This window comes from Providencia lanzhouensis, assembly GCF_050469745.1.
Taxonomy (GTDB): domain Bacteria; phylum Pseudomonadota; class Gammaproteobacteria; order Enterobacterales; family Enterobacteriaceae; genus Providencia; species Providencia lanzhouensis.
Genome location: NZ_CP174123.1, coordinates 694,610 through 720,581, shown reverse-complemented (window position 1 = coordinate 720,581; position 25,972 = coordinate 694,610). Strand labels below are relative to the sequence as shown.

Genomic DNA, 25,972 nt, shown 5'->3' with positions numbered 1-25,972 from the left:
GGGTGGTGTGTTGATTGTGGTATGGCTGTGTATGTAAGAGTTCAGCTCGCTCTATCATTCGTACCCAGCATTGGCTACGAGTGAAACTGCTTTCTGATGCACTCGATGTAAGCGCATGAGAAAGGAGCCGAAATCGGCTCCAAGTGAACGTTAAAAGTAAAATGAGCTCGGCGAGTCACCTGGCAGAACCAAGTTATCTTGCTCAAGACTGATTTTGATTGGTGTTTCAACGGGCTGCTCTGGCTTATTGGTGCTAATGCGCAACCGCTCTTGTGGCGCTTTTCGGTAAGCGGCTAAAACCTGTTCATCCAGCTCGCCTAACTTATCGGTGGCCAATTGCTTATAGTCCACCGTGCCCGCCATCATGTAGCGGCTGAGTTTGACCCCAGCATAGTCGGCATGAGCGTAGTTACCCATCATGGCGACCAATTTTGACTGGGCGTCTCGCATTTCCTCTTTCAAAGATTTAATGTGATTTTCCAGTCGGACCACTTCGGCATGTGCTGAGCAATACTGTCGAGACAGCGATGTCCAACGGTATTGGGCTTCACCCTTGGGAACAAAACAATCTTGCTCAGGGCATTTTGACGGCTCTTTTTTGGTCTGTACTAACTCCCAAAACTGAAGCGCTGTTTCTTGCAACTCAGTTAAGAACGCCGCGTCTCGCTGTATTTCAAACTCAATCAGTTGATCCTCAAAATAGAAAACCAACCAACCTCGCGTGCTATTGGCGACCAGTATTTGATGCTGTACTTGCACCCAATACAACTGGTACGCCTCGCTTTGTTCTCGGTGAGCTTGCACATCCTCAAAAACTGACTGGCAAGGACATTTCAGTTCAACGGGTTCGCCCGCATCGTTGATGCCATCAAAGCTGGCTCGAAAGATTGCGTTATGATCGGCTTCTGCACATGACGGCAGAAGAAAGTCATTATGCGCATTCTCAAATGCTCGCCTTGCTTGAGGCTCCAACCTTATACCACGAAGCACATTTGGATTATTCGACAGGTCTTCCGGTAATACGAATCCGGTTTTTTCTGCCCATAATCGCCAAGGTGTTTTGTAGGGTGAACGCCCCATAATAATTGGGGCTTCAGATGCCGTAACCCCTGCAATGCGCCACTGGTGCCATGCAGGAGTACGTTGTGATAGGTCGATAACCTTCATATTGCCTCCTTTGAAGGGAGACTCCCCTGAAGGAGAGAACTCCCCTTCAGGGTTAAGTGGTTACTTTGCAGCTTGTGCTAACGCTGTTTGGTGCTGAACAACACTTGCTTGAACCGAATCAATTGCCGCTTTACCGGCTTGAATCGAACCTAAGACAAGGGCAACAACCAATACCAAGCGAAAAAGTGAGGCTGATTTAGTCATGGAAGATCTCCAAAAAAAAGACGAGACCTTCCCCCTGACGGGAGAATAATCCCGCCAGGGTTAGTAAAATGAATGCGTGGCGCTAAGAAGCTAAAGGCTGTGTGAGCGCTTTGGCTGCTTGTTGCTGAGCATTAAAGATTTCTTGCTTCGCAAACGTCAGCTCAACACCTTGAAAATGTTCATTGGCATATTCCAATGCACTATTCCAAGCGTTTGAAGCTTCCGCCCGCTCGATAAGCTTGTAAACAAGCCCTCGGGTTCGATCATCAACTTGCTCGGGTGGAATCACAGATGGCTCAACAACGTGTGTTGCTTGGCCTTCGATAATTCGCTCCGCTTCGTCTTGATCGAAAATTCCCACAAAGCCAAACGCAATGCGGGAACACTGGATCATGGATTTATGTCTTAGCATTCGCTTAGTGTGCGTCTGCCATGGACCATCTACACGGTAAGGGCCATTTTTGCCATTACCTTCAAAAGGCGGTCGATAGACTTCATCCAGATACTCAGTGATTTTGACTGGGTGCGAACGGTCGCGCCGATAGATGATGCATTCCATCCATTCAGGGCATTCTTTCGCGCCATCCAGTGAGACTTTGTTTTCTGAAGTCTTGAACTCCATGCCATCAAACTGGTCGTGTTGATTGATGATGCGAGACCATCCATCGACACCTACCACTGGGATAATCCCAGCTTGTTTATCAGGGAACGCAAAAATCTCTTTGGTGAAAGGGTTCAAACCGTACTGATCTGCAACCACCAAGAGCGCCATCATCTGCTCATTGGTCGGTGCACTACCGTCACGTTGCTTGAATGCTGTTGCTTTTAGGGTATCGAACAACTTGTTTGGATCGACACTAAAGCGCTCAGCAAAGCGTTGGATTAGCTTTGGTTTTTCCATTATGGACTCCGACAATCAAAGTGGGAGTCTGCCCCTGACGGGAAAGTACTCCCGGCTGGGTTAAAGCGTTATCGCTCGGTTAAAAATCTGGTTCAGGATAAGTTTGTGCCCAATTAGCTTGGGAGCTCGCATCATCCGCCGGTGATGGCTCAGATGCTTTGTTCACACTATCAAGAAGCAGAAACTCATCCGCGTCCACTTCGGTCAATCGATGCTTAATGCCATCTTTCTCCCATGAGCGCGTGCGCTGAGGCCCTTGAACAAAAAGCTTCGCTCCTTTTTGGATCAAATCTTTTGCTCTTAGCCCTAACTTAAATCCACCACGATCTCGAAAAACGACCCGATGCCATTCCGTATGCTCTTTGAGCTCATTGGATTGACGGTCGCGCCATTTCTCAGAAGTGGCCAGTGAAATGCTGGTCACTAAATCACCTGATGGATAGGCTCGCGTCTCTGGCTCAGAGCCAACGTAGCCTATGAGTGTTACTTGGTTTTTCATGATGTTCTCCTCGTCTTAGTTGAACTCTGTGCACACAGTTGCTTCTACCCGACTGGGCAAAGAAGACTGACGACGCAGATAGGTTGGTATTTCGAGTAAAGCCATGTCGTACTGATGTGGCTCTTTGTAAAACGCAGATGTCAAACGGGGCATACCAGGAGCTTTAGGCACTGCCATTGGACGACGTTTTGATGTTGGTGTGAGCAATCGCTTGATTTGAGTAAGTACAAATCGAAACGGGCGCACGGTTTGACGAGCAAGTAATCGCAAAAGCGACCAGCTCAGTTTTGCAAGCAACATAATGCCTGCGATTTGGATAATAAATCCGAAGATATATTCCATTGGTGACTCCTTAATTTGGTTGTGAAGGAGTCACCCCAACTGGGGAAAACTCCCCCAGTTGGGTGGTGAAAAGGCGAACCGTAAGGAACGCATGGTTGCGCATGTAAAAACATGCAGGCTATTTGTTTAAGGAGGCTAGCTACCTCTTAGTACCACTGAGAAAACTCAGCGGCGGGCTTCCTTTGAGCTCATGCTCTCAGGCGCAGATATCACTGAAACAGATCAGCAATATTTGATAGTCAGTGTAACCGTCTTATCCAGACAGGATAGTTAGAAAGATGCTCAATTCTTCCACCTAGCTGAAAGGCCATTACCGCACAGAGGATTAGGCTAGGGACTGATTATTGTCATATCAGGAGCAAACTTATGGCCCAAGCAAGACCCAATTACTCAAAACCCATCTTTGAACAATCATTCACAATTAATAGCTTACAGGCGCAACGTGTCGTTGACCGTGTTTTTAGACGGACGGTCAGTGCGCTTTACGGAATCGATGTCATCCTGCGCATCATCGGCGATGAGAACGAAATTGATGAAGTGGAACAGATCATTAGCCAGTTGATCGAGGATTGCGCTAAGGCGGTAGACAACGAACAAGCTCGTTTAGACAAATTGATGGAGTCCAACGGTATCGATGAAGTACCTGACTACACCGACCCGATTACCTTCAACGCCAAAATAAGCTCGCCTCAGGTTGGCCAGTTTGTCGGCTTAGTGCGCAAACTCGATGCGTTAATGATCTCAATGGACACTCTCTGGTTGTCTAGCGTGCTTAGCAACAAGCAACGCGTTGATGGCAACTACGCATGGCAACAGCGCATTATCAAACTTGCACGACGCATTATTGATATCGAAATTCGAGCACGAAAATCAGCCCAAGCTAAGGGTAAAGAAGCAGAAGTTGAGCAAGCGGTGCCTTCAACCGATGACGATATCACTGAAGAGGAAACAGATAACCCCGCCAACTAGCCAACTAGGCTCCCATCAACCAGCCCCTCTCGAAGGGGCTCTTCATCTTGCTGTATTTTCTATCAAAATCATTAAAATGAATTTAACTGTCATTTTTGGCCAAGCTACATGAATAGAACTAATTTTTTCGTTACTTTCTTTAGGGTAAGCGGATTAAATGGTTGATCTTACCTTTGCATGAGAGTGAGACAGACCGGCATCTCATCGGATTATCTGGTTGATGCTTCACCTACTGCTGGTGCATGTTTCCTTCGCTAATTCCAGCAAGAACCCCACACGCCTCAACTTCCCGGTCATCGTTGCAACTCGCTCTCAGTGAAACGAGTTGTTTCTCAAGCGCTTGCAGAGCGGTTATCTGCGACCGCACATGAGAGATGTGATCATCGAGCAAGGCGTTGACGGCGGTACAAGGCTGATGAGGGTCGTCCTGATAGCTCTGTAGTTCGTGAACCTCAGCCAGTGACAGGCCCAGGATTCTGCAGCGACGGATGAAGGCCAGCCCCTCACCATGCTTCTCGGTATAGACACGGTAACCGTTGTCCTGCCGATCAGGCGGCGGCAACAAGCCCTGCTGTTCATAGAAGCGGATCGTCTGTGTTTCGACCCCTACCAACTGCGCCAACTGACCAATGCGCATCAGCCTCCTCCCCAACGGATTCTTTACTCTATTGACCTTATAGTAGCTTTATAGTTTTAAATGGTACCACAACATTGTTCAAGTGGAGTCGTATCATGAGCAAATCCTGTGGTGGCGCCTGTGGCGGTGATGCAACGTCCGCAGCGGATACCGATATACAGGCCTCCTCCGAGGCGCCAGGGAGATGGGTCAGTGTTTATGCCGTGCCGAAGATGGACTGTCCATCAGAAGAACGAATGATTCGCCTAGCCCTGAACGGCTTTGAGGAGATTCGGGCGCTGTCCTTCGACTTGTCGAACCGCCGGCTGAAGGTCGTGCATGACGGCGAGGTCGAGCCCGTCACCTCGAAACTGAAGACCTTGGGGCTAGGCGCCTCGCTTCAGGAAACCGTCGCTGCAAATCCGGAGACCATCAAGGCCGCCGAGTTTTCGGCAGCTTCTGCTAAGCAAGAATCCGGGACCCTGCGCTGGTTGCTCGGCATCAATGCACTTCTGTTCGTGGTGGAAATTACTGCCGGTCTGATGGCTCAGTCAACTGGCCTCATTGCAGAGTCCCTGGACAATTTTGCTGATGCGGCAGTGTACGGACTCGCTCTTTATGCGGTTGGGCATAGCGTGAAAAGGCAGGTCCGTGTTGCGCACGTTGCTGGTGTGGTCCAACTGGTTTTGGCTGTTGGCGTACTCGTAGAGGTCGTGAGGCGCTTTGTATTCGGTAGTGAGCCTGAATCGCTGGTGATGATGGCTATCGCATTCGTCGCATTGATTGCCAATACCAGTTGTCTGCTGCTCATATCCAAACATCGGGAAGGCGGGGCGCACATGAAGGCAAGCTGGATATTCTCGGCCAACGACGTGGTGATCAACCTGGGGGTCATCACCGCCGGCGCCCTGGTCGCGTGGACCGGGTCCAATTATCCGGATCTGATTATCGGCACCATCGCGGGGGGCATTGTACTTAACGGTGCCAGACGCATTTTGGCGTTGAAGGGTTAAATAATGCTCATTATTGGCAAAAAGCTCTCGCCGTATGCCCTATTGTCCATATCGGGCCTGCTGGCAGCGTCTGATCAGGCTGTAAAGTGGCTGGTGCAGCAATCAATGGCCTATGGCGAGTATGTTTCGGTGACCCCGTTCTTTAACTGGGTGCACCTATGGAACACCGGTGCCGCATTCAGTCTTTTTGCGAATGGTGGAGGCTGGCAGCGCTACTTTTTTATCGGAATCGCGGTAGTGGTCTCGATTTTTCTGATCAAGCTGATCCTTGAAAATCGTCATAAAGGAGAAGCCATCGCTTACAGTCTTATCCTCGGTGGCGCCATGGGCAACCTGATTGACCGGGTCTTTCGCGGCTATGTTGTGGATTCCTTTGATTTCTATTGGCGAGACTGGCATTGGCCGGCCTTCAACCTGGCTGATATTGCAATTGTCCTCGGTGCCTTACTTTTCGTTTCCAGCAGCTTGTTGGGTAAAAAAGCAAACACCAATGCCGAGTCGGATGGATCTGACTGACACCTACGCCTATACAACACCATGACCGAACTTCCCGACAACATCCTTCACCTGCCGCAATACCAAGTACTGGGCTGCAAATCAACCGACGACGAAATGCACTTCCAGGTGGACGTGCCCGATCCCATCGCCTGCGAGGAATGCGGCGTGCAGGGTGAGTTCGTACGGTTCGGCAAGCGTGACGTTCCCTATCGTGATCTGCCCATCCACAGCAAGCGGGTCACTCTCTGGGTGGTCCGCCGCCGATACACCTGCCGGGCCTGCAAGACAACATTCAGGCCCTAGCTACCGGAGATGGTGGACGGATTCCGTATGACACTGCGGCTGCATGAGTACGTGGAGAAGGAATCCTTCAACCACCCCTACACCTTTGTGGCGGCACAGACCGGCCTGGACGAGAAGACGGTGCGCGACATCTTCAACGCCCGCGCCGAGTTCCTGGGGCGCTGGCACCGCTTCGAGACGCCCCGCATCCTGGGCATTGACGAGCTATACCTGAACAAGCGCTACCGCTGCATTCTGACCAACATTGAGGAGCGAACCCTGCTCGACCTGCTGGCCACCCGCCGCCAGGACGTGGTGACCAACTACCTGATGAAGCTGAAAGACCGGCAGAAGGTCGAGATCGTCAGCATGGACATGTGGAACCCCTACCGGGCAGCGGTCAAGGCTGTGCTGCCCCAGGCCCGTATCGTGGTCGATAAGTTCCATGTGGTGCGCATGGCCAACGATGCCCTAGAGAGAGTGCGCAAGGGCCTCAGAAAGGAGCTGAAACCGTCCCAGAGCCGGACTCTCAAGGGAGACCGGAAAATCCTGCTGAAACGCGCTCACGAAGTCTCAGACCGGGAGCGCCTCATCATGGAGACCTGGACAGGCGCGTTCCCGCAACTGCTGGCCGCCTACGAGCACAAGGAGCGCTTCTACGGCATCTGGGACGCCACCACACGGCTCCAGGCAGAAGCCGCCCTGGACGAGTGGATAGCCACCATCCCGAAGGGCCAAAAGGAAGTCTGGAGCGATCTGGTCAGGGCAGTGGGAAACTGGCGCGAAGAGACCATGACCTACTTCGAGACGGACATGCCCGTCACCAACGCTTACACGGAGTCCATCAACCGACTGGCCAAGGACAAGAACCGTGAAGGGCGCGGTTACTCCTTCGAGGTGATGCGGGCACGAATGCTCTACACCACGAAGCACAAGAAGAAGGCACCGACTGCGAAGGTCTCTCCTTTCTACAAGAAAACCATCGGTTACGGACTGCCGGACTTCGCAGAGGAACTCAACTACGGAGTGGATCTATCAACCATCTGAGGGTGGTATCAGATTGATGGGGTGAAGGTGCCCCATCAACCATTAAATCCGTATACCCAAAATAATAAAAGCAGACTTGACCTGATAGTTTGGCTGTGAGCAATTATGTGCTTAGTGCATCTAACGCCGGAGTTAAGCCGCCGCGCGTAGCGCGGTCGGCTTGAACGAATTGTTAGACATCATTTACCAACTGACTTGATGATCTCGCCTTTCACAAAGCGAATAAATTCTTCCAAGTGATCTGCGCGTGAGGCCAAGTGATCTTCTTTTTGTCCCAGATAAGCTTGCTTAGCTTCAAGTAAGACGGGCTGATACTGGGCAGGTAGGCGTTTTATTGCCCAGTCGGCAGCGACATCCTTCGGCGCGATTTTGCCGGTTATTGCGCTGTACCAAATGCGGGACAACGTAAGCACTACATTTCGCTCATCGCCGGCCCAGTCGGGCTGCGAGTTCCATAGCTTCAAGGTTTCCCTCAGCGCCTCGAATAGATCCTGTTCAGGAACCGGGTCAAAGAATTCCTCCGCTGCCGGACCTACCAAGGCAACGCTATGTTCTCTTGCTTTTGTAAGCAGGATAGCTAGATCAATGTCGATCATGGCTGGCTCGAAGATACCCGCAAGAATGTCATTGCGCTGCCATTCTCCAAATTGCAGCTCGCGCTTAGCCGGATAACGCCACGGGATGATGTCGTCATGCACGACAAGGGTGACTTCTATAGCGCGGAGCGTCTCGCTCTCGCCAGGGAAAGCCGAAGCCTCCATAAGGTCATTGAGCAATGCTCGCCGCGTCGTTTCATCAAGCTTTACGGCCACAGTAACCAACAAATCAATATCGCTGTATGGCTTCAGGCCGCCATCCACTGCGGAGCCGTACAAATGCACGGCCAGCAACGTTGATTCCAGATGGCGCTCAATGACGCTTAGCACCTCTGATAGTTGGTTCGAAATTTCGATGGTCACCGCTACCCTCATGATGTCTAACGCGCTGATCACCGGCGGTTGAAAACCGTCCGGTGGATTCGCAGGTTATGCTCCCTCATTTTCATTTCCGGTTTCCTATAGGGCAACTAGGCTGTCCTTGCCGGCGCTTGGAACACAGACGATGGCATCAAATGCCTCGCTCAATTTCGTTTTTACAGAGGCGCTTTGAGACCGCATTCGCTTTGCTTCCATGGGGGCATCTGTCAATGTCAGACATGAATTCTCCGTACCACAGGCGTCGATGACATACTGTTCCATACTATCCTCACGGATTGCATCGGCAGGCGTGGTCACAACAGAGAATCCAAGAGGACTGTCGGGCGATGGGAAATGCATTTCCGGCACGGTGGGTCCAAGATGGGTGAATGCAATCGCACGGTAATTCACCCTCTCTGCGAGGTGCTGCCCCATGGGAACAGCCGTAAGCTCGCCTGAAAAGGAGACTGGGGTTTTTTGTAAATGATTGTTGTGCGCCAGCAGAATTATCTTCACATCCGGATTCGCTCGAACCATTCCATCTACTACGCCCGCCATATACGAGTCACGTACGGAAGTATCTCCCTCAAGAGAGGTACCATCGAAGAAAGTTTTCATTATACGCAAGGTTTCCAACGTATACTCTATCGATTCTATTCGATCAGAGGCTTTTCGGAACAAATCGCTGTTGACGTGTTTTTTCAGTACAGGGGCAAGCGACGCCAAGCGGAGCTTCAATCTGGTTACCCCTGAGATAGCTTTCTCCTGCCGAGCCGTTTCTAGCTCCCCCCATTTTGCCGATGAAATAACCGCCGACTGGCCATCAATGGACGCCAACAAGTGAGTCAGCATATCAACGTGCGGTTTCATGAGGTGATCGATGAGCTGGATAATTTCGGCCAATTGCGCTAGGTCGTCCCTTGGGTTCAGGGTGTTGGGTAAGTCGATTCCGACTAACTGCAGTTTTCTTCCTGATTCGCGGAGATATGATTTCAGCCAGATCAGCACTGAGCCATACACAGAAAAGGTCAGGGTATCCGAAAATCGCTCAAGTTCATGAGCACCGGCTGTTGAGTTGAGCCATTCAGATAACCGGGATGCCTGAATCGCCCCACATTCCAAACCAATCGCATTAAAATCATGCCTTTCGACCAAATAGCGGATAAGACTTGCTCTAGCCAGTGAAAACTCCGCGACAAAATGAGCGCCCTCGCCAATGCCGACAATTCGGGCGCCCTCAATTACGGAAGTAAGAATCTCAAACTCATTGAAGTCCAGATTTTGAGGCTGTAAAAGTGTTCTGGTCGTTCTCCACGTCATTATTTTACCTTTGCGTTTATTACTTTAATCGCCATACGTTCGCTTCGCCAACAACCCGGGTCACAGCATAACGCCGAGTTCAGCGGCAGTTTTTAAGTTGTGGTTTTATGGAATATTTTTGCGCAGCAAAACCATAAAACCACAACTTAAAAACTGTCCAAGGAGCGGAGCGACTGGTGCTGCAACGACTTGTTAGCCTTTTTTCCAAATTTGATATGTATAATTTATATTAGACACAAAAAACTGTTCAAAAACCAAGTTGAAACCTTCAGGTAATATAGGGAATTTAATATCACCTTCAACCTCAACATGAATAGTAGATAGATGAATTATATCTGCTTTTTCAATAAGGCTTTCATAGATTTGCCCCCCACCCGAAATATATACATGATCTGTAATTTTAGATAGTTCTTGCAAAGCATTTTCTATTGAAGGAAAAACCAAGACGTTTTCATTTGACCCTGAAATTCCATTCTTTGACACTACTGCATATTTGCGATTTGGAAGAACTCCCATAGAGTCAAATGTTTTCCTTCCAACAAGAAGCCACTGATTGTATGTGAGCGCCTTAAAGATTAGCTGCTCACCTTTTGCTGACCACGGAATATCAGGACCACTACCGATTACGCCATTTTCTGACACTGCAGAAATCAATGAAATTTTCAATTTAACTCCCGATATGGCTAACTTTGTTTTAGGGCGACTGCCCTGCTGCGTAACATCGTTGCTGCTCCATAACATCAAACATCGACCCACGGCGTAACGCGCTTGCTGCTTGGATGCCCGAGGCATAGACTGTACAAAAAAACAGTCATAACAAGCCATGAAAACCGCCACTGCGCCGTTACCACCGCTGCGTTCGGTCAAGGTTCTGGACCAGTTGCGTGAGCGCATACGCTACTTGCATTACAGTTTACGAACCGAACAGGCTTATGTCCACTGGGTTCGTGCCTTCATCCGTTTCCACGGTGTGCGTCACCCGGCAACCTTGGGCAGCAGCGAAGTCGAGGCATTTCTGTCCTGGCTGGCGAACGAGCGCAAGGTTTCGGTCTCCACGCATCGTCAGGCATTGGCGGCCTTGCTGTTCTTCTACGGCAAGGTGCTGTGCACGGATCTGCCCTGGCTTCAGGAGATCGGAAGACCTCGGCCGTCGCGGCGCTTGCCGGTGGTGCTGACCCCGGATGAAGTGGTTCGCATCCTCGGTTTTCTGGAAGGCGAGCATCGTTTGTTCGCCCAGCTTCTGTATGGAACGGGCATGCGGATCAGTGAGGGTTTGCAACTGCGGGTCAAGGATCTGGATTTCGATCACGGCACGATCATCGTGCGGGAGGGCAAGGGCTCCAAGGATCGGGCCTTGATGTTACCCGAGAGCTTGGCACCCAGCCTGCGCGAGCAGCTGTCGCGTGCACGGGCATGGTGGCTGAAGGACCAGGCCGAGGGCCGCAGCGGCGTTGCGCTTCCCGACGCCCTTGAGCGGAAGTATCCGCGCGCCGGGCATTCCTGGCCGTGGTTCTGGGTTTTTGCGCAGCACACGCATTCGACCGATCCACGGAGCGGTGTCGTGCGTCGCCATCACATGTATGACCAGACCTTTCAGCGCGCCTTCAAACGTGCCGTAGAAGGCACTGTTGCAAAGTTAGCGATGAGGCAGCCTTTTGTCTTATTCAAAGGCCTTACATTTCAAAAACTCTGCTTACCAGGCGCATTTCGCCCAGGGGATCACCATAATAAAATGCTGAGGCCTGGCCTTTGCGTAGTGCACGCATCACCTCAATACCTTTGATGGTGGCGTAAGCCGTCTTCATGGATTTAAATCCCAGCGTGGCGCCGATTATCCGTTTCAGTTTGCCATGATCGCATTCAATCACGTTGTTCCGGTACTTAATCTGTCGGTGTTCAACGTCAGACGGGCACCGGCCTTCGCGTTTGAGCAGAGCAAGCGCGCGACCATAGGCGGGCGCTTTATCCGTGTTGATGAATCGCGGGATCTGCCACTTCTTCACGTTGTTGAGGATTTTACCCAGAAACCGGTATGCAGCTTTGCTGTTACGACGGGAGGAGAGATAAAAATCGACAGTGCGGCCCCGGCTGTCGACGGCCCGGTACAGATACGCCCAGCGGCCATTGACCTTCACGTAGGTTTCATCCATGTGCCACGGGCAAAGATCGGAAGGGTTACGCCAGTACCAGCGCAGCCGTTTTTCCATTTCAGGCGCATAACGCTGAACCCAGCGGTAAATCGTGGAGTGATCGACATTCACTCCGCGTTCAGCCAGCATCTCCTGCAGCTCACGGTAACTGATGCCGTATTTGCAGTACCAGCGTACGGCCCACAGAATGATGTCACGCTGAAAATGCCGGCCTTTGAATGGGTTCATGTGCAGCTCCATCAGCAAAAGGGGATGATAAGTTTATCACCACCGACTATTTGAAACAGTGCCGATAAAAATATATCATCATGAACAATAAAACTGTCTGCTTACATAAACAGTAATACAAGGGGTGTTATGAGCCATATTCAACGGGAAACGTCTTGCTCGAGGCCGCGATTAAATTCCAACATGGATGCTGATTTATATGGGTATAAATGGGCTCGCGATAATGTCGGGCAATCAGGTGCGACAATCTATCGATTGTATGGGAAGCCCGATGCGCCAGAGTTGTTTCTGAAACATGGCAAAGGTAGCGTTGCCAATGATGTTACAGATGAGATGGTCAGACTAAACTGGCTGACGGAATTTATGCCTCTTCCGACCATCAAGCATTTTATCCGTACTCCTGATGATGCATGGTTACTCACCACTGCGATCCCCGGGAAAACAGCATTCCAGGTATTAGAAGAATATCCTGATTCAGGTGAAAATATTGTTGATGCGCTGGCAGTGTTCCTGCGCCGGTTGCATTCGATTCCTGTTTGTAATTGTCCTTTTAACAGCGATCGCGTATTTCGTCTCGCTCAGGCGCAATCACGAATGAATAACGGTTTGGTTGATGCGAGTGATTTTGATGACGAGCGTAATGGCTGGCCTGTTGAACAAGTCTGGAAAGAAATGCATAAGCTTTTGCCATTCTCACCGGATTCAGTCGTCACTCATGGTGATTTCTCACTTGATAACCTTATTTTTGACGAGGGGAAATTAATAGGTTGTATTGATGTTGGACGAGTCGGAATCGCAGACCGATACCAGGATCTTGCCATCCTATGGAACTGCCTCGGTGAGTTTTCTCCTTCATTACAGAAACGGCTTTTTCAAAAATATGGTATTGATAATCCTGATATGAATAAATTGCAGTTTCATTTGATGCTCGATGAGTTTTTCTAATCAGAATTGGTTAATTGGTTGTAACACTGGCAGAGCATTACGCTGACTTGACGGGACGGCGCTTCCCTACCCTCATGGCCGCCTCCCAGGAATCGACCCAGGTGCTTATCGTGGACATAATCCTTTACTCATAAATTGGCACTGTTGCAAAGTTAGCGATGAGGCAGCCTTTTGTCTTATTCAAAGGCCTTACATTTCAAAAACTCTGCTTACCAGGCGCATTTCGCCCAGGGGATCACCATAATAAAATGCTGAGGCCTGGCCTTTGCGTAGTGCACGCATCACCTCAATACCTTTGATGGTGGCGTAAGCCGTCTTCATGGATTTAAATCCCAGCGTGGCGCCGATTATCCGTTTCAGTTTGCCATGATCGCATTCAATCACGTTGTTCCGGTACTTAATCTGTCGGTGTTCAACGTCAGACGGGCACCGGCCTTCGCGTTTGAGCAGAGCAAGCGCGCGACCATAGGCGGGCGCTTTATCCGTGTTGATGAATCGCGGGATCTGCCACTTCTTCACGTTGTTGAGGATTTTACCCAGAAACCGGTATGCAGCTTTGCTGTTACGACGGGAGGAGAGATAAAAATCGACAGTGCGGCCCCGGCTGTCGACGGCCCGGTACAGATACGCCCAGCGGCCATTGACCTTCACGTAGGTTTCATCCATGTGCCACGGGCAAAGATCGGAAGGGTTACGCCAGTACCAGCGCAGCCGTTTTTCCATTTCAGGCGCATAACGCTGAACCCAGCGGTAAATCGTGGAGTGATCGACATTCACTCCGCGTTCAGCCAGCATCTCCTGCAGCTCACGGTAACTGATGCCGTATTTGCAGTACCAGCGTACGGCCCACAGAATGATGTCACGCTGAAAATGCCGGCCTTTGAATGGGTTCATGTGCAGCTCCATCAGCAAAAGGGGATGATAAGTTTATCACCACCGACTATTTGCAACAGTGCCCATAGGCTTCATCAGCGCCTGACTGGCGAGCACGATTCCGGCCCTAGCCGCAGGATCGCGCAGGACGACCTAGTTACGAACCAGGCCGAGTGTTCCTGACATCCATCGGCACCATAGTTCTGCTTATCCGGCACGCGCGCGTCAGGGGTGTGGTGAACTACAAAGCAGACCCGTTGAGGTTATCAGTTCGATGCACAATCAGCAGCGCATAAAATATGCACAAGAACAGGAGCACCCTTCGCATTAAGCTGTGGTGGTAACAAGTAGTGCCGGGCTACCATCAGCGAGCATGATGCGCTCCCACAGCATTCGCCTTGGCAGTATGGAAGTTCCTCGCTCCAGTTCGGGCCGGTATCCACCTCGAGTGACCCCAGCCGCCCCTCATGCCAACCGAGCCCATTAAGCGCAGAGTCGGCCGCAACTATCTCGGGGACGCATAAACACGCAGCGATTTACCAAGGAGTTCGGCTAGGTCAATCCGCAATTCCCTTTGCCTGGCCGGAGATGCCGCGAGCAAACAATGTGTCCGGTCGCTACCAGATGGACTTTGTGGGCGGAGGATTGCACCAGACGCTTCAGCGCAGCGTCGTACGATGAATCGGAAGGCCCGGTAAGCAATTGAAGAACCGCTGACCACCTCCCATCCGACAATGCAAGGGTGCCCCGCTCCCAGCGCGACACGGTTGCCTGATCCACACCCATTAATTCAGCTAGGTGACTTTGCTTCATATGACGAAGCAACCGCGCCCTCCGCACCTGCCGCCCCCTGTCATTCGTCAACATTCTTCAGCACCTCAATGTCGTTCGTAGTGAGCCTCATTTTTTCAAGACCGCCGATGATGAGAGCCAGGCCTCGCTCGAATGCCGCGTCCGGACCGCCTTCGTAGACGATTTTCATCGCGCTCTGTAGGCGCGCCGGCATCGTAGACGCTGAGGTGGTCAACTGATCTTCGCCCCGCTCCTCGGCGTCTGCCTCGCTAGCTTGCTGCTCAAGAACAGCGCCGACGGTGAAGTAGCTGATTGCCATCAACGCATAGGTCGCGTCACCTGCCGAAAAGCCAGCATCGCAAAGGAAGCGAAGCTGCGCGTCGGCTTTTTCCATCTGCGGCGCGGCTGGCCGCGTCCCGGCATGAATACGCGCGCCATCGCGATAAGCGAGCAACGCCCGTCGAAAACTGCATGCATTGCCCTTCAGGAACGAACGCCAGTCGTCGTCATCCCTTGGCGTCGAATGCGTGTGATTTATCGTCAGCATGGCTTCGGCAAGTGCGTCGAGCAACGCACGCTTGTTCTTGAAATGCCAGTAGAGCGCTGGCTGTTGCACCCCGAGGCGCTCAGCCAGTCGGCGCGTCGTTAGACCTTCCATGCCCACGTCGTTAAGCAGTTCGAGCGCGGTTCGGATCACGGCCTCGCGTTGGAGCTTGTTCATTCGCGAATTCTCATGTTTGACAGCTTATCATCGATAAGCTTTAATGCGGTAGTTTATCACAGTTAAATTGCTAACGCAGTCAGGCACCGTGTATGAAATCTAACAATGCGCTCATCGTCATCCTCGGCACCGTCACCCTGGATGCTGTAGGCATAGGCTTGGTTATGCCGGTACTGCCGGGCCTCTTGCGGGATATCGTCCATTCCGACAGCATCGCCAGTCACTATGGCGTGCTGCTAGCGCTATATGCGTTGATGCAATTTCTATGCGCACCCGTTCTCGGAGCACTGTCCGACCGCTTTGGCCGCCGCCCAGTCCTGCTCGCTTCGCTACTTGGAGCCACTATCGACTACGCGATCATGGCGACCACACCCGTCCTGTGGATCCTCTACGCCGGACGCATCGTGGCCGGCATCACCGGCGCCACAGGTGCGGTTGCTGGCGCCTATATCGCCGACATCACCGATGGGGAAGATCGGGCTCGCCACTTCGGTCTCATGAGCGCTTGTTTCGGCGTGGGTATGGTGGCAGGCCCCGTGGCCGGGGGACTGTTGGGCGCCATCTCCTTGCATGCACCATTCCTTGCGGCGGCGGTGCTCAACGGCCTCAACCTACTACTGGGCTGCTTCCTAATGCAGGAGTCGCATAAGGGAGAGCGTCGACCGATGCCCTTGAGAGCCTTCAACCCAGTCAGCTCCTTCCGGTGGGCGCGGGGCATGACTATCGTCGCCGCACTTATGACTGTCTTCTTTATCATGCAACTCGTAGGACAGGTGCCGGCAGCGCTCTGGGTCATTTTCGGCGAGGACCGCTTTCGCTGGAGCGCGACGATGATCGGCCTGTCGCTTGCGGTATTCGGAATCTTGCACGCCCTCGCTCAAGCCTTCGTCACTGGTCCCGCCACCAAACGTTTCGGCGAGAAGCAGGCCATTATCGCCGGCATGGCGGCCGACGCGCTGGGCTACGTCTTGCTGGCGTTCGCGACGCGAGACTGGATGGCCTTCCCCATTATGATTCTTCTCGCTTCCGGCGGCATCGGGATGCCCGCGTTGCAGGCCATGCTGTCCAGGCAGGTAGATGACGACCATCAGGGACAGCTTCAAGGATCGCTCGCGGCTCTTACCAGCCTAACTTCGATCATTGGACCGCTGATCTTCACGGCGATTTATGCCGCCTCGGCGAGCACATGGAACGGGTTGGCATGGATTGTAGGCGCCGCCCTATACCTTGTCTGCCTCCCCGCGTTGCGTCGCGGTGCATGGAGCCGGGCCACCTCGACCTGAATGGAAGCCGGCGGCACCTCGCTAACGGATTCACCACTCCAAGAATTGGAGCCAATCAATTCTTGCGGAGAACTGTGAATGCGCAAACCAACCCTTGGCAGAACATATCCATCGCGTCCGCCATCTCCAGCAGCCGCACGCGGCGCATCTCGGGCAGCGTTGGGTCCTGGCCACGGGTGCGCATGATCGTGCTCCTGTCGTTGAGGACCCGGCTAGGCTGGCGGGGTTGCCTTACTGGTTAGCAGAATGAATCACCGATACGCGAGCGAACGTGAAGCGACTGCTGCTGCAAAACGTCTGCGACCTGAGCAACAACATGAATGGTCTTCGGTTTCCGTGTTTCGTAAAGTCTGGAAACGCGGAAGTCCCCTACGTGCTGCTGAAGTTGCCCGCAACAGAGAGTGGAACCAACCGGTGATACCACGATACTATGACTGAGAGTCAACGCCATGAGCGGCCTCATTTCTTATTCTGAGTTACAACAGTCCGCACCGCTGCCGGTAGCTATTGACTATCCGGCTGCACTAGCCCTGCGTCAGATGGCTCTGATCCAAGGCAAACTGCCAAAATATCTGCTGGCACCGGAAGTCAGCGCCCTGCACCATTATGTTCCGGATCTGCATCGCAGGATGCTGCTGGCTACCCTGTGGAACACCTACATCTGTATTAACGAAGCGCTGGCATTGACCCTGAGTGATTTTTCTCTGGTGCCGCCTTATCACTGTTGAAGGCCACCGCTCATCACGCGTTTGCTGACATTGAGCCCTGCCGGCCGATCGGCCTGAGACTCTCAGCACAGGAGACGGCGGGTGACGAGCGTATACTTTTTCGACGCTTGGTTGCGGTCGCGCTAGGCGTGGCCGCCGACGAACCCGCTGGTGTCGCCCTTGCGGAGCAGCGCAAGGCGGACCTTGCCACGACATCCCCTCGCCCGCCGATCGTCTAAATTCGTCGAGGTTAAGAAATTCCCGCTCCGGCGAGGCCATCACCATCACCGGCGTCAGGTAGTGGACATGGCAGCAGCGCACGCAGGGGCACTGTTGCAAAGTTAGCGATGAGGCAGCCTTTTGTCTTATTCAAAGGCCTTACATTTCAGGGTAAGCGGATTAAATGGTTGATCTTACCTTTGCATGAGAGTGAGACAGACCGGCATCTCATCGGATTATCTGGTTGATGCTTCACCTACTGCTGGTGCATGTTTCCTTCGCTAATTCCAGCAAGAACCCCACACGCCTCAACTTCCCGGTCATCGTTGCAACTCGCTCTCAGTGAAACGAGTTGTTTCTCAAGCGCTTGCAGAGCGGTTATCTGCGACCGCACATGAGAGATGTGATCATCGAGCAAGGCGTTGACGGCGGTACAAGGCTGATGAGGGTCGTCCTGATAGCTCTGTAGTTCGTGAACCTCAGCCAGTGACAGGCCCAGGATTCTGCAGCGACGGATGAAGGCCAGCCCCTCACCATGCTTCTCGGTATAGACACGGTAACCGTTGTCCTGCCGATCAGGCGGCGGCAACAAGCCCTGCTGTTCATAGAAGCGGATCGTCTGTGTTTCGACCCCTACCAACTGCGCCAACTGACCAATGCGCATCAGCCTCCTCCCCAACGGATTCTTTACTCTATTGACCTTATAGTAGCTTTATAGTTTTAAATGGTACCACAACATTGTTCAAGTGGAGTCGTATCATGAGCAAATCCTGTGGTGGCGCCTGTGGCGGTGATGCAACGTCCGCAGCGGATACCGATATACAGGCCTCCTCCGAGGCGCCAGGGAGATGGGTCAGTGTTTATGCCGTGCCGAAGATGGACTGTCCATCAGAAGAACGAATGATTCGCCTAGCCCTGAACGGCTTTGAGGAGATTCGGGCGCTGTCCTTCGACTTGTCGAACCGCCGGCTGAAGGTCGTGCATGACGGCGAGGTCGAGCCCGTCACCTCGAAACTGAAGACCTTGGGGCTAGGCGCCTCGCTTCAGGAAACCGTCGCTGCAAATCCGGAGACCATCAAGGCCGCCGAGTTTTCGGCAGCTTCTGCTAAGCAAGAATCCGGGACCCTGCGCTGGTTGCTCGGCATCAATGCACTTCTGTTCGTGGTGGAAATTACTGCCGGTCTGATGGCTCAGTCAACTGGCCTCATTGCAGAGTCCCTGGACAATTTTGCTGATGCGGCAGTGTACGGACTCGCTCTTTATGCGGTTGGGCATAGCGTGAAAAGGCAGGTCCGTGTTGCGCACGTTGCTGGTGTGGTCCAACTGGTTTTGGCTGTTGGCGTACTCGTAGAGGTCGTGAGGCGCTTTGTATTCGGTAGTGAGCCTGAATCGCTGGTGATGATGGCTATCGCATTCGTCGCATTGATTGCCAATACCAGTTGTCTGCTGCTCATATCCAAACATCGGGAAGGCGGGGCGCACATGAAGGCAAGCTGGATATTCTCGGCCAACGACGTGGTGATCAACCTGGGGGTCATCACCGCCGGCGCCCTGGTCGCGTGGACCGGGTCCAATTATCCGGATCTGATTATCGGCACCATCGCGGGGGGCATTGTACTTAACGGTGCCAGACGCATTTTGGCGTTGAAGGGTTAAATAATGCTCATTATTGGCAAAAAGCTCTCGCCGTATGCCCTATTGTCCATATCGGGCCTGCTGGCAGCGTCTGATCAGGCTGTAAAGTGGCTGGTGCAGCAATCAATGGCCTATGGCGAGTATGTTTCGGTGACCCCGTTCTTTAACTGGGTGCACCTATGGAACACCGGTGCCGCATTCAGTCTTTTTGCGAATGGTGGAGGCTGGCAGCGCTACTTTTTTATCGGAATCGCGGTAGTGGTCTCGATTTTTCTGATCAAGCTGATCCTTGAAAATCGTCATAAAGGAGAAGCCATCGCTTACAGTCTTATCCTCGGTGGCGCCATGGGCAACCTGATTGACCGGGTCTTTCGCGGCTATGTTGTGGATTCCTTTGATTTCTATTGGCGAGACTGGCATTGGCCGGCCTTCAACCTGGCTGATATTGCAATTGTCCTCGGTGCCTTACTTTTCGTTTCCAGCAGCTTGTTGGGTAAAAAAGCAAACACCAATGCCGAGTCGGATGGATCTGACTGACACCTACGCCTATACAACACCATGACCGAACTTCCCGACAACATCCTTCACCTGCCGCAATACCAAGTACTGGGCTGCAAATCAACCGACGACGAAATGCACTTCCAGGTGGACGTGCCCGATCCCATCGCCTGCGAGGAATGCGGCGTGCAGGGTGAGTTCGTACGGTTCGGCAAGCGTGACGTTCCCTATCGTGATCTGCCCATCCACAGCAAGCGGGTCACTCTCTGGGTGGTCCGCCGCCGATACACCTGCCGGGCCTGCAAGACAACATTCAGGCCCTAGCTACCGGAGATGGTGGACGGATTCCGTATGACACTGCGGCTGCATGAGTACGTGGAGAAGGAATCCTTCAACCACCCCTACACCTTTGTGGCGGCACAGACCGGCCTGGACGAGAAGACGGTGCGCGACATCTTCAACGCCCGCGCCGAGTTCCTGGGGCGCTGGCACCGCTTCGAGACGCCCCGCATCCTGGGCATTGACGAGCTATACCTGAACAAGCGCTACCGCTGCATTCTGACCAACATTGAGGAGCGAACCCTGCTCGACCTGCTGGCCACCCGCCGCCAGGACGTGGTGACCAACTACCTGATGAAGCTGAAAGACCGGCAGAAGGTCGAGATCGTCAGCATGGACATGTGGAACCCCTACCGGGCAGCGGTCAAGGCTGTGCTGCCCCAGGCCCGTATCGTGGTCGATAAGTTCCATGTGGTGCGCATGGCCAACGATGCCCTAGAGAGTGCGCAAGGGCTCCAGAAAGGAGCTGAAACCGTCCCAGAGCCGGACTCTCAAGGGAGACCGGAAAATCCTGCTGAAACGCGCTCACGAAGTCTCAGACCGGGAACGCTTCATCATGGAGACCTGGACAGGCGCATTCCCGCAACTGCTGGCCGCCTACGAGCACAAGGAACGCTTTTACGGCATCTGGGACGCCACCACACGACCCCAGGCAGAAACCGCCCTGGACGACTGGATAGCCACCATTCCGAAGGGCCAGAAGGAAGTCTGGAGCGATCTGGTCAGGGCTGTGGGCAACTGGCGCGAAGAGATCATGACCTACTTCGAGACGGACATGCCCGTCACCAATGCTTACACGGAGTCCATCAACCGACTGGCCAAGGACAAGAACCGTGAAGGGCGAGGTTACTCCTTCGAGGTGATGCGGGCACGAATGCTCTACACTACGAAGCACAAGAAGAAGGCTCCGACTGCGAAGGTCTCTCCGTTCTACAAGAAAACCATCGGTTACGGACTGCCGGACTTCGCAGAGGAACTCAACTACGGGGTCGATCTATCAACCATCTGAGGGTGGTATCAGGTTGGTGGGGTGAAGGTGCCCCATCAACCATTAAATCCGTATACCCTTTCTTTATAGCGTTATTCGCTATACCTGCAATTGCAGAACACCCCACATCGTTCAGTCAGGCAAAACGATTTGCCCGAGAAATTTACCAAGACAACCAGAGTACGTTTTACTGTGGATGTAGCTATAGCAATGATGGTGCGATTGATGCTGCATCTTGCGGATATGAACCAAGAAAGCAACCGAAACGAGGTGAACGCTTAGAGTGGGAACATGTAGTCTCAGCTTGGGAAATTGGCCATCAACGCCAATGCTGGCAAAATGGTGGTCGTCGGAACTGCGAAAAGAATGATCCTGAGTTTTCTAAAATGGTTTCGGATCTCCATAACCTCGTACCATCTGTAGGAGAGCTCAATGGGGATAGGTCAAATTTTCGATTTGGCATGATTCCGAATGAACCAAGATCCTATGGTCAATGTGATTTCGAAGTTGATTTCAAAGACCGTCGAGCAGAACCACCAGCTAACCGTCAGGGTGATATTGCTAGAATTTATTTCTACATGCGAGATCAATACGGCCTAAGACTCAGTAGGCAACAAACTCAGCTATTTGAAGCTTGGTCAAGAATGGACCCTGTTGACGAATGGGAAAAAGTGCGTGATTTTAAGATTAAAACTATTCAAGGTAACTCTAACTGCCATGTGTCAAATAGCTGTTAATTGAAACTAGCTGAGACAAACTTGTTGGACAAGGTTCTTTTAGCGAAAATCAGATTAACATTACTAAAATTAATCTGATAGTCGGCAACTGCCAAAGTGGACGTTCGGATCTGACTCGCTTTTGAACCATCATCAGCTTTGTCGAATTAAGTCGAATTTTCAATCAATCGTAATTCCCCCAAATTTCTCTCGTATAGCGTCGTTAATATCTATGCATTTAATAAATTGTCAGAAAGGAACCCTAAGTCACTTTGGAAAGTACCCGTTTATCGAAATTAGCGTAATAGCCTATTGATTCGCACACCACTAATAGTTCACGCCACTCATCGCTTTGGAACAAATGCGCCATAGAAAGTTAATCTTATTCGTATTGTTAAGCATCTATTTGGCGCTAATTTGGCTGGTAAATTAATCTCTGTTTTGCCATTCTTCAACGATTGGCTGCCAGTTTACTTCACGAGGCTCACCTGTGGAGTTAGACCATACGTCCCAAAAGTCAGGATCATCAGACTGAGGCCTTTGCTCTTCACTAAGTTCTTTCATTCGAACTAACACCGGTAGTTCTGAAGCCCATCCGAGTAAAATTGCATGTCGAGATGGTAGCGATGGTAGCTCTCTTAATAGCCCCCTCATGTTATCGGGAACAAGCCTATGAACTTGTTCTTGGTCTCTATCATTGCTAATTCTGTGCAGTAAAAAAGTATTACATTGAGAAAGAACAGTAGGAGATAACTCAGAAGGTCGTTGGGATGATACTACTAGTCCCAAACCAAATTTACGCCCTTCGCGAGCGATTTTTTCAAATACTTTGCAGCACACATCAGAAACTGATTGACTCTCACTTTCTTCTTTGTATCGTTTGATAAATGTATGAGCTTCCTCTGCAACCATTACTGTTGGTAATGGTTTTCCATTCATCTTCCGATATCGTTGAAGAGCTTCAAAAGTCACTCTAGAGATTACTGCTGTTACAAGATGGATAATTTCATTGGGAACTAGTGATAGGTCGATAACAGTGATAGCACCATGAGTATCCTTCCCAAGAAAAGTATCTAGCCAATCAGTTAAACTTATTGGTTCCTCAGAATCTTTAGTAACTGCACTAATTCGGGTGTCACCTAGCATTGTGCGAATTCGAGTCAAAAGAAATTCCATGAACTGCTCAGTTCCCGTTTCTTGTGCTAAAGCTTCGAGATAGGCGACGAAGTCATCACCTTCAAAGCGAATAGGCGTATCTTCACTTTTCGGGAGAAGTTCTTGTTCATCACCACCAAGTGCAACATGAGCTTCTTTTAACTCAGAAATCAACTTATCAGTATCACTGACTTCAGGCTTAGCAGGCCACTGTGCTCCTCTTCTGGAAGATAGGTAAGTATTTATCGTGCTTATTACACTATTGAAAGGTTGGTTGTGGATTTTTTCGTTTAATGTTATGAGGCTAGTTTCCCATGACGTTAAACTTTCAACTAAGCCTTTGGCATGACCACCATTCACATATATCTGCCCTTGACTTGCTAGTTGCCTTATTGAAACTAAAAGTATTCCGCAAAAATGTTTTGCTTGAATTGTCACATCATCTTCTGACAACACATCATTTCTCATCGCCCTCAAAGCTCGTCGTAGTAATGGGAGTTGAACTTTTGAACTTGCCTGAGTGAACGCCCCCCATTCTGAACTGTTCCATAGCCATGATGGTACTTTAAGTTCTAACTCACCATAATCAGAGTTAGCCTCTACGCGCAATAAATTCCCCTTATATTTTGACTTTGGACCAAATGCTCGGCTGTACTCCCCGTTAGGATCAAGTATTATAAATCGAGCGTTCGGAGTTTGGCCCTGTTGTAAAACTGCGTCCAGTGACCATTGAATTAGTCCCGCCACAGAGCAAGATTTACCACTACCTGTGTTGCCTAAAACAGCTATATGTCGCCCAAAAAGCTTATCGGGGTCGATTTTTATTTCTGCATTGTTAGCTAGAGGACTATCTCCTATTTTAACCCTTCTGTTTTCACCTGATTCGATTATTGAGTTTAATTGTTGGTCAGTAGGTAAAAGCACTGAATCACCAACTGAAGGAAATGCATCTGTTCCTCTGGTGAATTTGAAACCATCGTTTTTTCTATCGCTTCTCAATGTACCAACGGGGTTGATACTGAGCTTTTTTAGAGGAAAAGGTAAGTCTATCAAGCCAAAATCTTGCAAGCCTCTTCTTTTGGGGTATGGCGAGTGTTCTACTGCGATCCACTCAACTTGACCAACTAGAAATCCATCATCACTGTTTATAAGCACATAACTGTTGATTCGAGGAAAGTTGCGAGGTGAGCCTCCTTGAAGAGAGACTGAGTCTGGGGAATCAATTTCTAAGGAAACTCTAATTTCACTAGGCGATACAAAACCAACGGTTCCGATTCGTAACTGTTCCAGTCTTTCTATAGGCAAGTAACTCATGATGTTACCTCGGTGGTAGTTGCATTACCTGAGTGTTCTGACTGGATAAAGCCTCGCTGTTTTAGTAATTCGGCCATCTTTATTGATGCTTTATCTATGGCTGGTTTAGGTAGATAGTTATCAACCAAAGTTTTTAGATCCCCCAAATGGTCACCCATTAGTAAAGTGATTTGAGCTTTTCTTCCACTTTTACCAATGAAGTTCATAATTCTTTCTAGCGGATCTCCGAAAGCAATGATGACTAGATGGGTAGATGGAACGGTAAGCATATCTTCAATTACTCTGTTTATATGCTCATCACCAAAGCTATAGCCATACGTGACTAATGTACTGTTTGGACGGCTAGTCGCTGCTGCTAAGTCTCTAAATAACTCTACATAGGGGTACTCAGCGGTTTCTCTATCTTTGACTGAATTAGGGTAAATCATAAGTTGTTCATAACTATCGCTTTCGTGCCCCTCTGCTTCTAGAAACGGTTCAACAGAGCGAGCTCCAAAAGGTAGGCCAAAGCGCCTAATCGCACCATCTTGTTCGTGCCAATCTAGAGAACCGTGAAGTTTGGTAAAACGTGCCACTCCTTCCAAATATCTTGGTTCACCACGTATTCCCGGAGGGTTATAGTGATAATCAACTTCTAATCTTGAGGATCTAAAAACGGGAGCAATACTTCCAACAAAACGGTCTATGAGTCTTAAACCAGCAAGTTCAGCACCAACCTCGATAATTCGGTCATAGTTCGTTGTAAAAATATGCAATCTGTCGCGTGTAGCGGTTCTACTTGCAAAGCTCATTAAGAAACTCACAAGATAATTGAAAGTTTCCTCTTTTCGTTTTTTTTCAGCACTTTTAATTAAGTGTTCTCCTGTACTGACAGATTTTGAAAACTCACCTAGACATCGAGACAATTCCCCCTTAATTGCAGCTAAATCAGCTTTTAGGTCTCTATAGGCTGCATATGGAGCCGGGGGGTTTTCAGGTTGCGGGCTATCCAACACTGTTAAAATTTCAAGACCTTTGATAAGTTCATTAATAGCTCTAATTTGATCTTCTATATTTCCTTGTGCGCGACCAGCCGATTTGGCAGCTTTTGTAGCGAATTCATTTATTTCGCTTTGACAGACCGCTAGATCACTGATCCACCCCATTCCAACGGGTGGCACGCCTGTAGCCGACATTTGAATAGACGTACTTAAACCCGCACCGATCAATAGATTTAAATGTTCGGATTGAAAAAGTGCTGTTAACCAAGGCTCAATATTTTGGCGTAATTTCTCTATTGATATTTTAGAACCCTGTTCTCCCCATGAAGTATTCGTTGATAGGATAAAAGGATAAGAATCACTTTGCTCATTGGAGTTTGGTGTTAGCTCAATAATATCAGGAACACTGCCAACTTTAATTTGCTGAATAGTCATAAATACACTTCTCATATTTGTGTGAAAGATATAGCGTTGGGGACACAAACGTCTGCCATGAATATTTACAACTTAAGCCGTTGGCATTGAATCATCCGTCACAACTATCTGAAATCCTTAGTACATCTTCAATCTCGACACCAAGGTGTTCAATCGTGCTTTCGAGCTTAGCATGACATT

The 25,972-nt window shown here is 50.6% G+C and carries 25 protein-coding genes and 5 pseudogenes; 14 read left to right on the top strand and 16 right to left on the bottom strand.

Going from position 1 to position 25,972, the window contains the following annotated elements; genetic code table 11:
* Positions 1–150 precede the first annotated feature (150 nt).
* The 5 genes from ACIH2S_RS03270 to ACIH2S_RS03250 all read right to left on the bottom strand — a co-directional run bounded on the left by ACIH2S_RS03270 (position 151) and on the right by ACIH2S_RS03250 (position 3,113).
* Complete coding sequence (locus tag ACIH2S_RS03270; RefSeq protein ID WP_024015926.1) at positions 151–1,167, bottom strand: YqaJ viral recombinase family protein; 1,017 nt, start codon at positions 1,165–1,167, stop codon at positions 151–153.
* Positions 1,168–1,227: 60 nt separating this feature from the next.
* Positions 1,228–1,371 carry a hypothetical protein gene (locus ACIH2S_RS03265; protein ID WP_015066581.1) on the bottom strand — a complete coding sequence of 48 codons (144 nt, stop codon included), beginning with the start codon at positions 1,369–1,371 and terminating at the stop codon, positions 1,228–1,230.
* 82 nt (positions 1,372–1,453) lie between these two features.
* Positions 1,454–2,272, bottom strand: coding sequence for a phage recombination protein Bet (gene bet / locus ACIH2S_RS03260; protein ID WP_000414662.1), 819 nt, complete (start codon positions 2,270–2,272; stop codon positions 1,454–1,456).
* Between the two features lie 79 nt (positions 2,273–2,351).
* Entirely contained in the window at positions 2,352–2,771 is a 420-nt protein-coding gene (locus ACIH2S_RS03255; RefSeq protein ID WP_012368368.1) for a single-stranded DNA-binding protein, read from the bottom strand.
* A gap of 15 nt (positions 2,772–2,786) precedes the next feature.
* Positions 2,787–3,113: a hypothetical protein gene (locus ACIH2S_RS03250; protein ID WP_048608521.1), complete on the bottom strand. Its 327-nt coding sequence runs from the start codon at positions 3,111–3,113 to the stop codon at positions 2,787–2,789.
* A gap of 366 nt (positions 3,114–3,479) precedes the next feature.
* Here ACIH2S_RS03250 and ACIH2S_RS03245 point away from each other — a divergent pair, with 366 nt between their 5' ends.
* Positions 3,480–4,082 carry a hypothetical protein gene (locus ACIH2S_RS03245; protein WP_048608523.1) on the top strand — a complete coding sequence of 201 codons (603 nt, stop codon included), beginning with the start codon at positions 3,480–3,482 and terminating at the stop codon, positions 4,080–4,082.
* 229 nt (positions 4,083–4,311) lie between these two features.
* Here the strand turns inward: ACIH2S_RS03245 and cadR (ACIH2S_RS03240) are convergent, their stop codons facing one another.
* Positions 4,312–4,719: a Cd(II)/Pb(II)-responsive transcriptional regulator gene (gene cadR, locus ACIH2S_RS03240; protein WP_053409935.1), complete on the bottom strand. Its 408-nt coding sequence runs from the start codon at positions 4,717–4,719 to the stop codon at positions 4,312–4,314.
* Between the two features lie 95 nt (positions 4,720–4,814).
* On the opposite strand from cadR (ACIH2S_RS03240), the gene ACIH2S_RS03235 reads away from it, so the two are divergent.
* The 3 genes and pseudogenes from ACIH2S_RS03235 to ACIH2S_RS03225 all read left to right on the top strand — a co-directional run bounded on the left by ACIH2S_RS03235 (position 4,815) and on the right by ACIH2S_RS03225 (position 7,538).
* Positions 4,815–5,711 carry a cation transporter gene (locus tag ACIH2S_RS03235; RefSeq protein ID WP_071192896.1) on the top strand — a complete coding sequence of 299 codons (897 nt, stop codon included), beginning with the start codon at positions 4,815–4,817 and terminating at the stop codon, positions 5,709–5,711.
* Between the two features lie 3 nt (positions 5,712–5,714).
* Positions 5,715–6,227, top strand: a complete 513-nt coding sequence (lspA, locus tag ACIH2S_RS03230; protein WP_003821921.1) for a signal peptidase II — start codon at positions 5,715–5,717, stop codon at positions 6,225–6,227.
* Positions 6,228–6,248: 21 nt separating this feature from the next.
* Positions 6,249–7,538: pseudogene (locus tag ACIH2S_RS03225) on the top strand (ISL3-like element ISPpu12 family transposase).
* Positions 7,539–7,670: 132 nt separating this feature from the next.
* Here ACIH2S_RS03225 and ACIH2S_RS03220 read toward each other — a convergent pair.
* From ACIH2S_RS03220 to dfrA32, 3 genes and pseudogenes are all read right to left on the bottom strand, one after another.
* Positions 7,671–8,509 (bottom strand): annotated as a pseudogene (locus ACIH2S_RS03220) (AadA family aminoglycoside 3''-O-nucleotidyltransferase).
* Positions 8,510–8,593: 84 nt separating this feature from the next.
* Entirely contained in the window at positions 8,594–9,814 is a 1,221-nt protein-coding gene (gene ere(A), locus ACIH2S_RS03215) for an EreA family erythromycin esterase (protein ID WP_032084014.1), read from the bottom strand.
* Between the two features lie 192 nt (positions 9,815–10,006).
* Positions 10,007–10,480 carry a trimethoprim-resistant dihydrofolate reductase DfrA32 gene (gene dfrA32 / locus ACIH2S_RS03210; RefSeq protein WP_032084013.1) on the bottom strand — a complete coding sequence of 158 codons (474 nt, stop codon included), beginning with the start codon at positions 10,478–10,480 and terminating at the stop codon, positions 10,007–10,009.
* A 157-nt stretch (positions 10,481–10,637) separates the two neighbouring features.
* On the opposite strand from dfrA32, the pseudogene intI1 reads away from it, so the two are divergent.
* A pseudogene (intI1, locus tag ACIH2S_RS03205) lies at positions 10,638–11,435 on the top strand (class 1 integron integrase IntI1); the annotation flags it as partial.
* 52 nt (positions 11,436–11,487) lie between these two features.
* Here intI1 and ACIH2S_RS03200 read toward each other — a convergent pair.
* Positions 11,488–12,192 (bottom strand): IS6-like element IS26 family transposase, encoded by a 705-nt coding sequence (locus tag ACIH2S_RS03200; RefSeq protein WP_001067855.1) that lies wholly within the window; start codon positions 12,190–12,192, stop codon positions 11,488–11,490.
* Between the two features lie 129 nt (positions 12,193–12,321).
* On the opposite strand from ACIH2S_RS03200, the gene ACIH2S_RS03195 reads away from it, so the two are divergent.
* A complete protein-coding gene (locus ACIH2S_RS03195) occupies positions 12,322–13,137 on the top strand; it encodes an aminoglycoside O-phosphotransferase APH(3')-Ia (protein ID WP_000018329.1) in 816 nt (271 codons plus the stop codon).
* Between the two features lie 189 nt (positions 13,138–13,326).
* Here ACIH2S_RS03195 and ACIH2S_RS03190 read toward each other — a convergent pair whose 3' ends face one another.
* From ACIH2S_RS03190 to tetR(C), 3 genes are all read right to left on the bottom strand, one after another.
* A complete protein-coding gene (locus tag ACIH2S_RS03190) occupies positions 13,327–14,031 on the bottom strand; it encodes an IS6-like element IS26 family transposase (RefSeq protein WP_001067855.1) in 705 nt (234 codons plus the stop codon).
* A 531-nt stretch (positions 14,032–14,562) separates the two neighbouring features.
* Positions 14,563–14,796 carry a hypothetical protein gene (locus ACIH2S_RS03185; RefSeq protein WP_240774974.1) on the bottom strand — a complete coding sequence of 78 codons (234 nt, stop codon included), beginning with the start codon at positions 14,794–14,796 and terminating at the stop codon, positions 14,563–14,565.
* A gap of 67 nt (positions 14,797–14,863) precedes the next feature.
* On the bottom strand, positions 14,864–15,523 hold the full coding sequence (gene tetR(C), locus ACIH2S_RS03180) for a tetracycline resistance transcriptional repressor TetR(C) (protein ID WP_001038045.1): 660 nt from the start codon (positions 15,521–15,523) through the stop codon (positions 14,864–14,866).
* 92 nt (positions 15,524–15,615) lie between these two features.
* Between tetR(C) and tet(C) the strand changes: the two genes are divergently transcribed.
* From tet(C) to ACIH2S_RS03160, 4 genes and pseudogenes are all read left to right on the top strand, one after another.
* Positions 15,616–16,806, top strand: a complete 1,191-nt coding sequence (tet(C), locus tag ACIH2S_RS03175) for a tetracycline efflux MFS transporter Tet(C) (protein WP_053409934.1) — start codon at positions 15,616–15,618, stop codon at positions 16,804–16,806.
* Positions 16,710–17,048 carry a hypothetical protein gene (locus tag ACIH2S_RS03170; RefSeq protein ID WP_002310911.1) on the top strand — a complete coding sequence of 113 codons (339 nt, stop codon included), beginning with the start codon at positions 16,710–16,712 and terminating at the stop codon, positions 17,046–17,048. Before tet(C) ends, ACIH2S_RS03170 begins: the two co-directional genes overlap by 97 nt.
* Before the next feature lie 4 nt (positions 17,049–17,052).
* Positions 17,053–17,244 carry a hypothetical protein gene (locus ACIH2S_RS03165; RefSeq protein WP_009873362.1) on the top strand — a complete coding sequence of 64 codons (192 nt, stop codon included), beginning with the start codon at positions 17,053–17,055 and terminating at the stop codon, positions 17,242–17,244.
* A gap of 11 nt (positions 17,245–17,255) precedes the next feature.
* Positions 17,256–17,525: pseudogene (locus ACIH2S_RS03160) on the top strand (site-specific recombinase); the annotation flags it as partial.
* A 463-nt stretch (positions 17,526–17,988) separates the two neighbouring features.
* On the opposite strand, the gene cadR (ACIH2S_RS03155) reads toward ACIH2S_RS03160, so the two are convergent.
* Positions 17,989–18,396 carry a Cd(II)/Pb(II)-responsive transcriptional regulator gene (gene cadR, locus ACIH2S_RS03155; RefSeq protein WP_053409935.1) on the bottom strand — a complete coding sequence of 136 codons (408 nt, stop codon included), beginning with the start codon at positions 18,394–18,396 and terminating at the stop codon, positions 17,989–17,991.
* A 95-nt stretch (positions 18,397–18,491) separates the two neighbouring features.
* Between cadR (ACIH2S_RS03155) and ACIH2S_RS03150 the strand changes: the two genes are divergently transcribed.
* The 4 genes and pseudogenes from ACIH2S_RS03150 (at position 18,492) to ACIH2S_RS03135 (ending at position 21,929) form a co-directional block, all read left to right on the top strand.
* Positions 18,492–19,388: a cation transporter gene (locus ACIH2S_RS03150; protein WP_071192896.1), complete on the top strand. Its 897-nt coding sequence runs from the start codon at positions 18,492–18,494 to the stop codon at positions 19,386–19,388.
* Positions 19,389–19,391: 3 nt separating this feature from the next.
* A complete protein-coding gene (gene lspA / locus ACIH2S_RS03145; protein WP_003821921.1) occupies positions 19,392–19,904 on the top strand; it encodes a signal peptidase II in 513 nt (170 codons plus the stop codon).
* A gap of 21 nt (positions 19,905–19,925) precedes the next feature.
* Positions 19,926–21,213 (top strand): annotated as a pseudogene (locus ACIH2S_RS03140) (ISL3 family transposase).
* Positions 21,214–21,254: 41 nt separating this feature from the next.
* On the top strand, positions 21,255–21,929 hold the full coding sequence (locus ACIH2S_RS03135) for an endonuclease (RefSeq protein WP_048608563.1): 675 nt from the start codon (positions 21,255–21,257) through the stop codon (positions 21,927–21,929).
* A 408-nt stretch (positions 21,930–22,337) separates the two neighbouring features.
* Here ACIH2S_RS03135 and ACIH2S_RS03130 read toward each other — a convergent pair whose 3' ends face one another.
* Together ACIH2S_RS03130 and ACIH2S_RS03125 are read right to left on the bottom strand one after the other, a co-directional pair.
* A complete protein-coding gene (locus tag ACIH2S_RS03130; RefSeq protein ID WP_004249372.1) occupies positions 22,338–24,377 on the bottom strand; it encodes an ATP-binding protein in 2,040 nt (679 codons plus the stop codon).
* Positions 24,374–25,792 carry an SIR2 family protein gene (locus ACIH2S_RS03125; protein ID WP_004249371.1) on the bottom strand — a complete coding sequence of 473 codons (1,419 nt, stop codon included), beginning with the start codon at positions 25,790–25,792 and terminating at the stop codon, positions 24,374–24,376. The genes ACIH2S_RS03130 and ACIH2S_RS03125 overlap by 4 nt, the downstream gene beginning before the upstream one ends.
* Positions 25,793–25,972 lie beyond the last annotated feature (180 nt).

Coding starts and splice junctions, on each gene's coding strand:
- ACIH2S_RS03250 (WP_048608521.1), bottom strand. CDS start 3,113: ATGGAATATATCTTCGGATTTATTATCCAAATCGCAGGCATTATGTTG.
- ACIH2S_RS03150 (WP_071192896.1), top strand. CDS start 18,492: ATGAGCAAATCCTGTGGTGGCGCCTGTGGCGGTGATGCAACGTCCGCA.
- ACIH2S_RS03165 (WP_009873362.1), top strand. CDS start 17,053: ATGAATCACCGATACGCGAGCGAACGTGAAGCGACTGCTGCTGCAAAA.
- cadR (WP_053409935.1), bottom strand. CDS start 4,719: ATGCGCATTGGTCAGTTGGCGCAGTTGGTAGGGGTCGAAACACAGACG.
- ACIH2S_RS03255 (WP_012368368.1), bottom strand. CDS start 2,771: ATGAAAAACCAAGTAACACTCATAGGCTACGTTGGCTCTGAGCCAGAG.
- ACIH2S_RS03125 (WP_004249371.1), bottom strand. CDS start 25,792: ATGACTATTCAGCAAATTAAAGTTGGCAGTGTTCCTGATATTATTGAG.
- ACIH2S_RS03265 (WP_015066581.1), bottom strand. CDS start 1,371: ATGACTAAATCAGCCTCACTTTTTCGCTTGGTATTGGTTGTTGCCCTT.
- ACIH2S_RS03170 (WP_002310911.1), top strand. CDS start 16,710: ATGGAACGGGTTGGCATGGATTGTAGGCGCCGCCCTATACCTTGTCTG.
- ACIH2S_RS03200 (WP_001067855.1), bottom strand. CDS start 12,192: ATGAACCCATTCAAAGGCCGGCATTTTCAGCGTGACATCATTCTGTGG.
- ACIH2S_RS03270 (WP_024015926.1), bottom strand. CDS start 1,167: ATGAAGGTTATCGACCTATCACAACGTACTCCTGCATGGCACCAGTGG.
- ACIH2S_RS03235 (WP_071192896.1), top strand. CDS start 4,815: ATGAGCAAATCCTGTGGTGGCGCCTGTGGCGGTGATGCAACGTCCGCA.
- ACIH2S_RS03245 (WP_048608523.1), top strand. CDS start 3,480: ATGGCCCAAGCAAGACCCAATTACTCAAAACCCATCTTTGAACAATCA.
- ACIH2S_RS03185 (WP_240774974.1), bottom strand. CDS start 14,796: ATGGGTGTGGATCAGGCAACCGTGTCGCGCTGGGAGCGGGGCACCCTT.
- lspA (WP_003821921.1), top strand. CDS start 19,392: ATGCTCATTATTGGCAAAAAGCTCTCGCCGTATGCCCTATTGTCCATA.
- cadR (WP_053409935.1), bottom strand. CDS start 18,396: ATGCGCATTGGTCAGTTGGCGCAGTTGGTAGGGGTCGAAACACAGACG.
- lspA (WP_003821921.1), top strand. CDS start 5,715: ATGCTCATTATTGGCAAAAAGCTCTCGCCGTATGCCCTATTGTCCATA.
- bet (WP_000414662.1), bottom strand. CDS start 2,272: ATGGAAAAACCAAAGCTAATCCAACGCTTTGCTGAGCGCTTTAGTGTC.
- ACIH2S_RS03195 (WP_000018329.1), top strand. CDS start 12,322: ATGAGCCATATTCAACGGGAAACGTCTTGCTCGAGGCCGCGATTAAAT.
- ACIH2S_RS03130 (WP_004249372.1), bottom strand. CDS start 24,377: ATGAGTTACTTGCCTATAGAAAGACTGGAACAGTTACGAATCGGAACC.
- ACIH2S_RS03190 (WP_001067855.1), bottom strand. CDS start 14,031: ATGAACCCATTCAAAGGCCGGCATTTTCAGCGTGACATCATTCTGTGG.